Source organism: Winogradskyella sp. (genome assembly GCF_028289625.1).
Classification (GTDB): Bacteria; Bacteroidota; Bacteroidia; order Flavobacteriales; family Flavobacteriaceae; genus Winogradskyella.
The window spans coordinates 1-12,674 of record NZ_JANQOM010000025.1 but is presented as its reverse complement, the minus strand read 5'-3'; the positions used below and the strand labels follow the sequence as shown (position 1 = coordinate 12,674).

Genomic DNA, 12,674 nt, shown 5'->3' with positions numbered 1-12,674 from the left:
CATCCCACCAGTTGCCAATGGTCTCTGCATTCCACCACATGATTGACTTTTCCCATTCGGCACCAGTAAGCACCAAATCACCCATTTCTGGAATGTCTTCCATGCCGCCTCGGCGCGCTGTATTGTATAAATCATCCGAGGCGATTCCTGGATATAATTCATCCAAAGCACCAACCACACCAGTTTCAAGATCGGATATCATCATCTCTAAAATCCAACCTTTTGGCTTTACGCTGCCAGTTGAAAATTGTTCAAACATAGGTTGCAAAGGTGTGACGGGATTTTCAAAAAATACTAGTTGATCACTATCATCTATGATGTTTGCGGCAACCTTGTTGACATTATCGCTAAAGTTTTCACCTTGGGAGTTTTTTTGCGCTTCTTTGCATGAAAGCATTGCAAATACTATTAAGACACAGATTGATTTTTTCATGTGTTAATATTTATTGTTTTAAATTGGTCACATGGAACACCTATTATCATTTCTACTGTTTGATTTAAATTTAATAATGGGTGTTTCATTGTAACATAGCTTTTAAGTAATCCTTCATCTTTAAATTTAGTTCATTTTGGTCTGCCAAAGGCTCTTTTGTAAAAGGCTGTTGTGGCATGTATGGATATGGACCAAATTCTGGTGTAATGGTAAACCGTTCTTTGTTTTCATGACATGTTAGAATAGCTTTCCACCACTTTGTGAATTTTTGTAAATAGGGTTCCCATTCAGGTGCGAATGGATTGTTCACCTGTGGTGCTTGCTCAAAACCCACACGAGCATGCAAATGTTGTATATGTGGAATTACTGCAGATATAATATCATCTTGGTTTTGAAGTTGACTTTCTGAAACCACACACCAGTGCGATAAATCGCCTACCAATTTTAACTGGGGAAATTTTTCTAAGTATTGTAATGTTGTTCTTGAATGAAATGTGAAACGCCCACGATGAATTTCGTGATATACAGGTATGCCTTTTTGTGCCGAAAAGTTTTCAATAGCTTCAATAATTCTGCAATTGTCATCAAACGAAAAGTAATCTCTTCCAGTATGGGAATTGATAAAATTGGGCTGATAATGCACCAAATCTTCCAAGCGTTTTATGATGCTAGAAAGAGATGATTTTGGAGTTTCGCTCTGAATACCAATAACTTGCTGAAGCACACAAATGAAATTAGGATTTTCTCTACGTTTCTGATTCAATGTATCATAAAACTCAGTTTCAAAAACAGCATTTTTAGGAATATTGATTTCAATACCATCAAAAGCGTTAGCTTCAACAAATTCAAAAAAGGATACTGCTTGTAAATCTTCGCTGCCCCAATATGGATATAGAAACTTCAACTCCATTAATACAATACTGGATTGATTGGTGTATTGATAACCTCCCCGATTTTTGCCCCTGGACACCAAGTTTCCCAGTCATTTTCTTGACCAGAATTAGTTGGTTTTTTTAAGGTCATGTCTTTATCCATGTATATTATGGTCATCACTTTTCGCATTTCATCAGTGGTATTTGCACCTGCGCGATGAAACACCCAACCCGAATGAAAACTAATTTCACCAGCATCAAAAGGTTCAATGACATGCTCAAAATCGGTGACTTTCAAACGTTTTTCAATCTGCGCTTCACTATCGTCTCCAATGGATAATTCTCTGCCCTCCATGATTTCGTGGCTACCAGCACTAAATTCTAAAGGTCCCATTTTTAGTGGTGTTTCTTGCAATGGAATCCATGCTGTAATAGTTTTATCGGTAGACAATGGCCAGTAATGTTGGTCGGCGTGCCATGGCGTAATGCCGCCACCAGCTTCCTTAAACAAGGCTTGATCATGGTACAAACGCACACCATCAACCTCCATTAAATCAGCAGCTATTTTTGCAATACGTTTACTGAAAATCAATTCTTTAATTTCATCATCTTTAGTCCAAAGATTGAATAATTGCAAAAAGGCTTTGCCATAGGTTGTACGCTCTTCCAATGGTTGATCCTCCTCATTGAGTTCATTTACCTTTTTTGAAATAACCGCATTAAAGTGTGCCAAAGTTTCAGCATCTAACACATTCTTAAGTTTGATATAGTGGTGCTTTTGATAAAATTCAATTTGTTCTTTTGTTAAGACATAATCTTGATCTAATAGTGTTGTGGTTTGCATGAATATTATGATTTGATTGTGTTACAAATTTATAGGTAGATTCTATGACTCTCTTTTTCGATTTTAACTAAAACTATGCGTATTTAAACTTATATTATTATTTTTATGATAATTTTTGTTTAAATAAATTGTTTTGAAGCCAGAATTAGAGCAAATTGATTTAAAAGCATCCGCGAGTTCTTTTCGGTATTTCAATATTGAAGTCGATACCTTTACGCCTTTTTGGCATTATCACCCAGAACTAGAATTAACCTTAATTACAAAAGGCAAAGGCACACGTTTTGTAGGCGATTCCATTGCTCCTTTTTCAGATTTTGATTTAGTACTTATTGGTGAAAACGTACCACATCATTGGGTGAGCTCTATTCATAATGAGGAACAACAAAGCGCTATCGTGATTCAGTTTGAGGCTGATTTATTTTCAAACTTTAGGGAATGTGAGGCTTTTGCAATCCTATTTGATTTAGCAAAACGTGGTATTCAATTTGCGAATCCTTCGGAAACAATAACTAAGTCTATTTTGGCTTTTGATGGACTACAGCCCATTGAACAATTAAGCTTGTTACTGAAACTACTTGCTGATTTAGAGCAATACGAACACAAACAGTTATTAACTTCTGAGGGCTATAATTTAAATGAAAAGCTTAAATTTTCAGAATCAAAATTTTCAAAAGTAAACAGCTATATTTTGGAGCATTTGCACGAAAAACTCACCGTAAATGACATGGCGAATTTTGTACATATGGTGCCACAATCATTTTGCAGGTGGTTTAAAAAACATTCGGGACATTCGTTCATTAGCTTTTTAAATTTAGCCCGAATAGAACGTGCTTGCCAGGATTTAATTACTACAACAGAGCCAATTCAGACCATAGCTTTATCCTGTGGTTTTGAAACTTTAAGTCATTTTAATAGAACGTTTAAGAAATTGAAAGGCGTTAGTCCAAGAGAATTTAGACAAAATAAAAAGCCCAGTTTATGATACTGAGCTTTTTAGTCGGGGTGGCAGGATTCGAACCTGCGGCCTCCACGTCCCAAACGTGGCGCGATAACCGGGCTACGCTACACCCCGAACTGAAAATTTAAAATGTCTTGAGGACAATTTAACGAAAGGATTAACTTCCTTTCAAAATTCGGATTGCAAATATAGAGTTTTTCTTTAGAAACCAACAACATTTTTCTAACTTTAGAATCTAGTTTTTTATTAGATTTAAACATGAAATTGAAACTTCCTATTATCTGCTTCATCCTAATTGGTCTTCTGTCCTGTGCACAGGACAAAAACCCCACCAATACAGAAAACGAATATGAAATTATTGTCTCTGAACTAAATATCCCTTGGGGATTTACCTTTCTCCCTGATGGCTCCATGCTAATTACTGAGAAAGCTGGGGAGCTTATTCATTTTAAAAACAAAAAGAAAATCAAAATTTCTGGACTTCCAGATATATATGTAAGAGGTCAAGGTGGCTTTATGGATGTAGTACTTCATCCAAATTTTGAAGAAAATAGTTTTGTCTATTTCTCATATGCGTCTTCTGAAGGAGATGGTGACGGAGGTAATACCACTATTGCCAGAGCTAAGTTTAATAATACGAGGCTTACAGATTGGCAAGTATTATACAAAGCTGAACCAAACTCCAGACGTGGACAGCATTTCGGATCTCGCCTAGTTTTTGACAATGAAGGTTACTTATATTTCACAATTGGAGATCGCGGAAATAGGGATGTCAACCCACAGGATATCACCAGAGACTGCGGGAAGGTTTATCGCATCAATGATGATGGGACAATTCCCAAAGACAATCCGTTTTTTAATGAGTCAAATGCCAAAAAAGCCATTTACTCCTATGGACATCGAAATCCACAAGGTATGATTCTTAATCCAAAAACAGGAGATATTTGGACTCACGAGCATGGTCCCAAAGGTGGAGATGAAATTAACATTATTAAAGCTGGAAAAAACTACGGTTGGCCAGTAATCAGCTATGGCGTCAATTATAGTGGAACCAAATTTACGGATATTACCGAAAAAGAAGGTATGGAACAACCTTTGCACTATTGGGACCCTTCCATCGCGCCAAGTGGTATGGCTTTTATTGACAGCGATAAATATGGCGATTGGAATGGGAATTTGTTAGTTGGTTCTCTAAAGTTTCAGTACCTAGACATGTGTACTATAAAGAACAACAAAGTGGTAAAAGAAGAGCGTTTACTCGACAAACTAGGCAGAGTAAGATGCGTTGAACAGGGACCAGATGGTTACATTTATGTCGGAATAGAAAATTTAGGAATTGTAAAACTTATTAGAAAATGATACGATTACTTAAGTTCTCATTAGCATTTTTAGTCATTGTGTCTTGTAACTCAAAAGAAAAAACAACAACTAAAGTTGATTACCCCGAAAAAACATCATTTTCATCTCATAATCCTGATTTAAAAGCCAGTATGGAAAGAGGTAAGCTGGTCTATGACGATTTGTGCATTACTTGTCATATGGCTGATGGAAAAGGAGCAACTAAAGTATTTCCTCCTTTGGCACAATCAGATTACTTAAAAAACAATCAGGAAAAAAGTATAATTGGAATCAAAAAGGGAATGAAAGGCGAAATAGTGGTTAATGGTATCACTTATAATAGCATTATGACTCCTTTAGGGCTTTCTGACAAAGAAGTTGCCGATGTAATGAATTATATAAATAACAGTTGGGGAAATAATTATGGCAAATTAATTACTGTTGAAGAAGTGACAAAAGTCATTAAAAACTAGTGCTAAATAGCTAACTTTGTACATCTAATTAAATGCAATATTTCTAATGCTGATAATCGGAATTGCTGGAGGCACTGGATGCGGAAAAACTACGGTTGTAAACAAACTCATTAACGAACTTCCCGAAGGTGAAGTTGGCGTAATTTCCCAAGATTCCTATTACAAGGACACATCACATTTAAGCTATGACGAACGTGTGAATATAAACTTTGACCATCCACGTTCTATCGATTTTGAATTATTGGTAAATCATCTTAAACAGCTTAAAAAAGGAAAGTCTATAGACCAACCTATATATTCCTTTGTAAAGCATAACCGCACTGGTGATACCATTAAAACAAAACCCAGAAAGGTCATGATTGTAGAAGGAATATTAATCCTTACCAATCCAGAAATAAGAGAACTATTTGATATAAAAATATTTGTTCATGCAGATTCGGATGAACGTTTAATCCGTCGTTTAAAACGAGACATCACAGAACGAGGAAGAGACATTGACGAAGTACTTACACGATATCAGAACACGCTAAAACCAATGCACGAACAGTTTATTGAACCCATGAAAGAATATGCCGATATAATTATTCCGAATAACAAATACAACACTGTAGCAGTAGATATCGTTAAAACCATAATTAACGAACGTTTATAATGGGAATTTTTGACAATAAATATCTGAAACCGTTTAAGAACATTTATCTTTTAGTGTTTATTGTTTTTGCAATTTGGATGTTATTTTTTGATGCACATTCATTGCTTTTTCACAACGAATTGAATTCAGATATTAAAGAGCTAGAATACCAAAAAGAACACTACAAAAGTGAAATGGAAAAGGACGATAAGGCCATTAAGGAATTAAGTACCGAAGAAGGTATCGAACGCGCAGCAAGGGAAAATTACTATATGAAAAAACCTAACGAGGATATCTATATTATAGAATACGAAGACAGCATAGCAAAACAAAAGAAAGATGAGTAACTCATTATTTAGCGAATTTGAAGGCGTATCTTCAAAAGCTTGGAAACAAAAAATACAAGTCGACTTAAAAGGAGCCGACTATAATGACACCCTAATTTGGAAAACCAATGAAGCCATCGATGTTAAACCATTTTACCATTCCGATGAACTTCAAACCTTACCAAAGGTATCTGTTAGCAAAACAGCCGCATGGAAAATAGGTCAACCCATAGATGTTGACAACGTTAAAGAGGCCAATACAAAAGCTATTGATGCCATTGAAAGAGGAGCCGAAAGCATTATATTCCAGATTTCATCTGAAGACATTTCGGTAGAAGAATTATTTCAGAAAATTGATTTAGAACAAGTATCCATTGAGATAAAGTGCGATTTTCTTTCGACTGATTTTCAAAGTAAAATTCAAGATGTCATTTCGAGCTTAAGCAAAAAATCTCAAAACAATGTCACGTTTCATACGGATATTATAGGCAACCTAGCCAAAACAGGCAACTGGTATTACAACCTCGAAGAGGATCATTCAAAATTTGAAACTGTTGTAAAACACACCAACCAGGTCTCAGTTGATTCAAGTCTATACCAAAATGCTGGTGCCAACATTATCCAACAATTAGCCTATAGTTTGGCACATGTTAACGAATATTTAAACTACCTTGATAATATCATTGCGAGTGAAGCAAAGCAATCTCTTCAATCTACCTTTAATATCTCCGTTGGCTCAAATTACTTCTTTGAGATTGCAAAAGTAAAAGCCTTAAGACAATTGTGGGCTTCCTTAGCTTCAGAATATGGTATTAATACCAACTGTAAAATCATTGCAACTCCGAGCAAACGCAACAAAACAATTTATGATTATAACGTTAATATGCTTCGTACCACCACCGAATGCATGAGTGCCATTTTAGGAGGCACAAATACCATAAGCAATTTACCTTATGATAGCTTATATCACAAACCCAACGAATTTGGAGATCGTATTGCCAGAAATCAACTTTTGGTGCTAAAGCACGAAAGTTATTTCGATAAGGTAAACAACCCAACAGATGGAGCCTATTACATTGAAAGCTTAACACAGCAACTTACAGATAAAGCTTTGATTCTATTTAAGGACATTGAAGCCAATGGAGGTTTTTTAAAGCAGTTAAAAGAAGGCACTATCCAACGAAAAATTAAAGAAAGTGCTGCTAAAGAGCAAGTAGATTTTGATGCGGAAAAATTGGTGCTTCTCGGTACAAACAAACACCCAAATCCTGCAGATAAAATGAAAAATGATTTAGAAACCAGTCCTTTTCTAAAGGTCGAAAAGCGTAAAACGATTATAGAACCTATTATTGAAAAAAGGCTGTCTGAAGCATTGGAAATGAGTAGATTAAATAAAGAATAAAACGCATTATAGATAAAATCTATAGTTAATCGTTATTTAAAAATAACCGACATGATAAGAAAAAATCTTCAACACATAAAACTAAACTCTTCCAGTAAAGAATCTAAGGCTAAAAATACTATGTTTCATACTGCCGAAGACATCGACGTAAAATCAGATTATTCTAAGGATGACGTTAAAAACTTAGAGCATTTAGATTTTGTAGCAGGAATTGCTCCAAACCTTCGTGGTCCTTATTCAACCATGTATGTAAGAAGACCATGGACCATAAGACAATATGCAGGCTTTTCAACGGCAGAAGAAAGTAATGCCTTTTACAGGCGTAATTTAGCAGCTGGACAAAAAGGCTTATCGGTTGCCTTTGATTTGGCTACACATAGAGGCTATGATTCGGACCATGAGCGTGTGGTTGGGGATGTCGGTAAAGCAGGTGTGGCCATTGACTCGGTTGAGGATATGAAAACCTTATTCGACCAGATTCCTCTAGATAAAATGTCAGTGTCCATGACCATGAATGGTGCTGTACTCCCTATTATGGCATTCTATATTGTTGCAGCTGAAGAACAAGGTGTAAAACCCGAACAATTGGCAGGAACAATACAAAACGACATTCTAAAGGAGTTTATGGTCCGTAACACCTACATTTACCCACCTACTCCATCTATGAAAATTATCTCAGATATTTTTGAATTTACAAGTCAAAACATGCCGAGATTCAATAGCATCAGTATTTCAGGCTATCATATGCAAGAAGCAGGAGCCACTTGCGATATTGAATTAGCATATACCTTAGCGGATGGCTTAGAATACATAAGAAAAGGCTTAGGCGCAGGTATGGATATCGATACCTTTGCACCTCGACTATCCTTCTTTTGGGCTATAGGTATGAATCACTTTATGGAGATTGCTAAAATGCGTGCTGCGCGAATGCTTTGGGCAAAATTGGTAAAACAGTTTAATCCTAAGAATCCTAAATCTTTGGCCCTAAGGACACACTCACAAACCTCTGGTTGGAGTTTAACCGAGCAAGACCCTTTTAACAATGTTGCAAGAACTTGTATTGAAGCTGCAGCGGCTGCTTTTGGAGGCACACAGAGTTTGCATACTAATGCCCTAGATGAAGCTATTGCGCTTCCGACGGATTTTTCAGCGCGTATAGCACGTAATACGCAAATCTATTTGCAAGAAGAAACACATATCACCAAAACTGTAGACCCATGGGCTGGCAGTTATTATGTGGAAAGCTTAACTAACGAAATCGCACAAAAAGCTTGGAAGCTAATCGAAGAGGTAGAAGAACTCGGTGGCATGACTAAAGCCATTGAAGCAGGTATCCCGAAATTGAGAATTGAAGAGGCAGCTGCTCGTAAACAAGCTCGTATTGATTCCGGACAAGATGTTATTGTCGGTGTTAATAAATACCAACTTAAAGAAGAAGACCCACTTCATATTTTGGAGGTCGATAACCAAACGGTGCGTAACCAGCAGATAGAACGCTTAAATCAAATTAAGTCAACCAGAAACAACCAAGACGTTACTGACGCATTATCTAAATTAACCGAAGCTGCAAAGACAGGTGAACAAAATTTACTAGCTTTAGCGGTAGACGCAGCGCGCAAACGTGCTACTCTAGGAGAAATCAGTGATGCCTTAGAAGCCGAGTTTGGACGCTATAAAGCACAAATAAAATCATTTAGCGGAGTGTATAGCAAGGAAATAAAAGACGATAAAAGCTTTAAGAAAGCTAGAGATTTAGCCGACCTATTTGCAGAACAAGATGGTCGTCGTCCGCGTATTATGATTGCCAAAATGGGACAAGACGGCCATGATAGAGGTGCTAAAGTGGTAGCCACAGGTTATGCGGATGTTGGCTTTGATGTTGATATAGGGCCTTTATTCCAAACACCAAAAGAAGCGGCCAAACAAGCTGTAGAAAATGATGTACATATTTTGGGTGTCTCTTCTTTGGCTGCTGGTCATAAAACCTTAGTACCTCAAGTCATTGAAGAACTAAAAGCATACGGTAGAGATGATATTATGGTCATAGTTGGAGGAGTGATTCCAAAACAGGATTATCAATATTTATTCGATGCTGGTGCGGTAGCAGTTTTTGGCCCAGGTACCAAAATCAGTGATGCTGCGATTCAGATTTTGGATATTTTGATTGATTGATTGTGAACATAAAAAATCGAAGATTCAAAATAGTTAAACGCACAATTGTTGTTTTATCAATCATTGTGTTATTACTCATTCATTTCTTCGTTCCCAGATTAATAACCGAAATCAGAAACCCAGTCGTTAGTTTGATCAAAAGAAACAAACCTGTCGAAGTTGGTTTTACTACAACTAATCAAGAGATACTAAGAAAAAAACTATTTATCCCTTCTTTTGATGGTATAAAACTGTCTGCTCATTTAACTTATGCAAGCGCTAAAACCCCAAAAAGCACAATTATATTATTACATGGTATTCGTTCTAGCAAAACGCATTTCCTTGAATTAAGTGCGTTTTTATCCGAAAACGGATATAATTCCGTAGCTATCGATTTGAGAGCTCATGGTGAAAGCGAAGGGCAATTTTGCACTTTTGGTGTTGCTGAGAAAAAAGATATCAAAAGTGTAATTGATTATCTAATTGAAAAAGAGAATTTTGAAAATATAGGTATTTGGGGCCAATCTCTTGGAGGAGCAGTAGCCCTCCAAGCTATGGGGTTTGACCAGCGCATTAAATTTGGGATAATAGAAAGCACTTTTACAGATTTTAAAACCATTGTAAATGATTATTTTGATTTACATGCTGGTTTTAGTTTCAAACCCTTTTCAGATTATCTTGCAAATAGAGCTGCACGTATTGCGGATTTTGATGCTGATGATGCCCACCCAATTAAATATTGTGAAAACATCGATCAGCCCATACTAATCGTACATGGCAATAAGGATAAGCGTATTGATGTTTCTTATGGTAAGGCAAATTTTTCAAAACTAAAATCAGCAAACAAAGCATTTCTAGAAATTAATAATGCAACCCATCTAAATGTTTGGGAAGTGGGTGGTGACAAATACTTCTCAAGAGTTATTGAGTTTTTGAATAAAAATTAATTTGTGACTTAAAAAGAGATTCATATAGTGGCAAACAATATTCAACTAAAATTTTAGTTAAAATATTGTTATTCCTTTTTTCACAACCCTTTAAAAAAGTAAATTAGGAAAATTTTTTTTAATTAAATACTATTAATCATTTAAACCATCAACCTATGACGACAAAACTTTCACAAGTTTACAAAGCACTTATTGTATGCTTTTTATTTGTTGCCTTTACTACTAATGCACAGACTAAAGCCCCTGAGAAACAGATCACCGGCTCTGTCCCCTCTGACGCTCTACCCATAACACCAGAAGTTAAGATTGGCAAGCTTTCTAACGGACTCACCTATTACATCCAAAACAACGGAAAGCCAGAAGACAAAGTAGAACTACGGTTAGCCATTAAAGCTGGCTCTATATTAGAAACTGATGACCAAGTAGGATTAGCCCATTTTATGGAACACATGAATTTTAATGGCACTACTAATTTCAAAAAAAATGAGTTAGTAGATTATTTACAAAGTATTGGTGTAGAATTTGGGGCTGACCTTAATGCTTATACTGGTTTTGACCAAACCGTCTATATTCTTCCGATACCTAGTGATGATCCAGAAAAATTAGATAAAGGCTTCATGATTCTGCAAGATTGGGCTGGAGGCGCCTTATTGACCGATAAGGATATTGATGATGAGAGAGGTGTGGTCATAGAAGAATACCGAACACGCCTAGGAGCATCAACAAGAATGCAATCAAGATACTTGGATAAAATAGCTTATAAATCCAAATATGCCGATCGTTTACCTATAGGAACCCTAGAAAATATTGAAACCTTTAAATATGAAAGCCTTAGACGTTTTATGAAGGATTGGTACAGACCTAATTTGATGGCTGTTATTGCTGTAGGAGACTTGGATGTAGAAACCCTTGAAAAGAAAATCAAGGACAACTTTAGCGGTTTAAAAAATCCTGATAATCCAAAACCAAGAGAAGAATTTTACTCAGAAAACCACGAAAATACTTTCGTTGCTATAGAATGGGATGAAGAAGCAACAGGTTCCCAAGTTCAGATTTATTACAAGGATAAAGGCAATCCAAAAAAGACTAAAACAGTTGCTGATTATAGAGAAAATATGGTTGAAGGCCTTTTTGACCAGATGATAAATAATAGACTTGCTGAGTATAGCAATAAGCCAAACCCACCTTTTATTTACGGTTTTTCTTTCAAGGGTGGTATTATTGGAAACAAGGATGCGTATCAATCTTTTGCGCAAACTAATGAAACTGGGCAACTTGAAGCCCTAAAAACCTTATTGGAAGAGAATGAACGTGTGAAGCGTTATGGTTTTAAAGCCTCAGAATTAAAGCGTGCTAAAAAAGATTATTTAGCTAGATTAGAACGTCAGTTTAAAAACAAAGATAAGCGTGAATCTGGCAGAATAGTAAACAACTATATTCAAAATTTCCTGCGCGAAAGCCCAATTCCTGGTATAGAATGGTCGTATAATTATGCACAAACAGAACTTCCAAATATAGCACTAGAGGAAGTCAATGGATTAATTTCAGATTTCTTGCACGATGACAATAGGTTGGTTATCCTAACTGGGCCAAAGAAAGAAGGACTCACAAAAGTTACGGAACAACAAGTCATAGACTTACTCGAGTCTGTTAAGAAAGCGGACATCGAAGACTATAAAGATGAAGCGGTTAGAGAAGAATTAATGCCTGTAAAGCCTGCTAAAGGAAGTATTGCCGACAAGACAATTAATAATGAAGGGCAAATGAACGAAACCACTACATTGACGCTGAGCAATGGCGCTAAAATAACATACAAAAAAACCGATTTTAAAAATGATGAAGTGCTGTTTGAAGCCTTTAGTTACGGTGGTACGTCTTTATACTCTGATGAAGAATTAAAAGAGACGGCAAGTGCAAACGGCGGATTGTTTGAAGCTGGTATTGATGGTATAGATAAGAACGAAATGGCAAAAATGACTTCTGGTAAAATTGTTCGGGTAAGGCCATACATTAGCGGCAACTCCGAAGGTTTACGTGGATCTGCGTCTCCTAAGGACATGGAAATGATGTTTCAGATGATTCACCTGTATTTTACCAAGTTAGATAAAGACCCTGAGGCTTTTGCGTCCTTTATCAGTAAACAAAAAGCTTTTCTGGGGAATATTTTATCGAATCCAAACATATCATTTCAAATTGCTTTAGGTGAGTTTTTAAATGAAGGTAATCCTAGATATACTGGTTTTCCAGATGCAGAAGCTTTAGACAAAGCTAATTATGATTTGGCATACGAAAAGTACAA

At 36.3% G+C, this 12,674-nt stretch carries 12 protein-coding genes and 1 tRNA gene; 9 read left to right on the top strand and 4 right to left on the bottom strand.

Annotated features, from left to right (window positions below; genetic code table 11):
• The 3 genes from Q0992_RS05330 to Q0992_RS05320 form a co-directional block, all read right to left on the bottom strand.
• On the bottom strand, window positions 1-433 hold a 433-nt coding region (locus Q0992_RS05330; RefSeq protein ID WP_299521307.1), incomplete at its 3' end, for a hypothetical protein.
• 462 nt (window positions 434-895) lie between these two features.
• The gene (locus Q0992_RS16860; RefSeq protein WP_367277945.1) at window positions 896-1,033 is read right to left on the bottom strand and encodes a hypothetical protein; all 138 of its coding nucleotides are present in this window, start codon (window positions 1,031-1,033) and stop codon (window positions 896-898) included.
• A gap of 309 nt (window positions 1,034-1,342) precedes the next feature.
• The gene (locus Q0992_RS05320; RefSeq protein WP_299521305.1) at window positions 1,343-2,149 is read right to left on the bottom strand and encodes a phytanoyl-CoA dioxygenase family protein; all 807 of its coding nucleotides are present in this window, start codon (window positions 2,147-2,149) and stop codon (window positions 1,343-1,345) included.
• Window positions 2,150-2,282: 133 nt separating this feature from the next.
• Here Q0992_RS05320 and Q0992_RS05315 point away from each other — a divergent pair, with 133 nt between their 5' ends.
• Window positions 2,283-3,131, top strand: a complete 849-nt coding sequence (locus Q0992_RS05315; protein ID WP_299521304.1) for an AraC family transcriptional regulator — start codon at window positions 2,283-2,285, stop codon at window positions 3,129-3,131.
• A 15-nt stretch (window positions 3,132-3,146) separates the two neighbouring features.
• On the opposite strand, the gene Q0992_RS05310 is transcribed toward Q0992_RS05315, so the two are convergent.
• A tRNA-Pro gene (locus Q0992_RS05310) sits at window positions 3,147-3,221 on the bottom strand.
• 144 nt (window positions 3,222-3,365) lie between these two features.
• Here Q0992_RS05310 and Q0992_RS05305 point away from each other — a divergent pair.
• From Q0992_RS05305 to Q0992_RS05270, 8 genes are all read left to right on the top strand, one after another.
• The gene (locus tag Q0992_RS05305; RefSeq protein WP_299521303.1) at window positions 3,366-4,466 is read left to right on the top strand and encodes a PQQ-dependent sugar dehydrogenase; all 1,101 of its coding nucleotides are present in this window, start codon (window positions 3,366-3,368) and stop codon (window positions 4,464-4,466) included.
• A complete protein-coding gene (locus Q0992_RS05300; RefSeq protein ID WP_299521302.1) occupies window positions 4,463-4,918 on the top strand; it encodes a cytochrome c in 456 nt (151 codons plus the stop codon). The genes Q0992_RS05305 and Q0992_RS05300 overlap by 4 nt, the downstream gene beginning before the upstream one ends.
• Window positions 4,919-4,964: 46 nt before the next feature.
• The gene (udk, locus tag Q0992_RS05295) at window positions 4,965-5,570 is read left to right on the top strand and encodes a uridine kinase (protein ID WP_299521301.1); all 606 of its coding nucleotides are present in this window, start codon (window positions 4,965-4,967) and stop codon (window positions 5,568-5,570) included.
• Window positions 5,570-5,896, top strand: a complete 327-nt coding sequence (locus tag Q0992_RS05290; protein ID WP_299521300.1) for a septum formation initiator family protein — start codon at window positions 5,570-5,572, stop codon at window positions 5,894-5,896. The genes udk and Q0992_RS05290 overlap by 1 nt, the downstream gene beginning before the upstream one ends.
• On the top strand, window positions 5,889-7,277 hold the full coding sequence (locus Q0992_RS05285; RefSeq protein WP_299521299.1) for a methylmalonyl-CoA mutase subunit beta: 1,389 nt from the start codon (window positions 5,889-5,891) through the stop codon (window positions 7,275-7,277). The genes Q0992_RS05290 and Q0992_RS05285 overlap by 8 nt, the downstream gene beginning before the upstream one ends.
• 51 nt (window positions 7,278-7,328) lie before the next feature.
• Window positions 7,329-9,449 carry a methylmalonyl-CoA mutase gene (gene scpA / locus Q0992_RS05280; RefSeq protein WP_299521298.1) on the top strand — a complete coding sequence of 707 codons (2,121 nt, stop codon included), beginning with the start codon at window positions 7,329-7,331 and terminating at the stop codon, window positions 9,447-9,449.
• A 2-nt stretch (window positions 9,450-9,451) separates the two neighbouring features.
• Entirely contained in the window at window positions 9,452-10,375 is a 924-nt protein-coding gene (locus Q0992_RS05275; protein ID WP_299521297.1) for an alpha/beta hydrolase, read from the top strand.
• 155 nt (window positions 10,376-10,530) lie between these two features.
• A partial coding sequence (locus Q0992_RS05270) for a M16 family metallopeptidase (protein ID WP_299521296.1) occupies window positions 10,531-12,674 on the top strand: 2,144 nt, incomplete at its 3' end.

Bases quoted from the DNA above. Each gene is read 5' to 3' on its own strand.
- Q0992_RS05320 (WP_299521305.1), bottom strand. From the start codon at position 2,149: ATGCAAACCACAACACTATTAGATCAAGATTATGTCTTAACAAAAGAA.
- Q0992_RS05305 (WP_299521303.1), top strand. From the start codon at position 3,366: ATGAAATTGAAACTTCCTATTATCTGCTTCATCCTAATTGGTCTTCTG.
- Q0992_RS05300 (WP_299521302.1), top strand. From the start codon at position 4,463: ATGATACGATTACTTAAGTTCTCATTAGCATTTTTAGTCATTGTGTCT.
- udk (WP_299521301.1), top strand. From the start codon at position 4,965: ATGCTGATAATCGGAATTGCTGGAGGCACTGGATGCGGAAAAACTACG.
- Q0992_RS05290 (WP_299521300.1), top strand. From the start codon at position 5,570: ATGGGAATTTTTGACAATAAATATCTGAAACCGTTTAAGAACATTTAT.
- Q0992_RS05285 (WP_299521299.1), top strand. From the start codon at position 5,889: ATGAGTAACTCATTATTTAGCGAATTTGAAGGCGTATCTTCAAAAGCT.
- scpA (WP_299521298.1), top strand. From the start codon at position 7,329: ATGATAAGAAAAAATCTTCAACACATAAAACTAAACTCTTCCAGTAAA.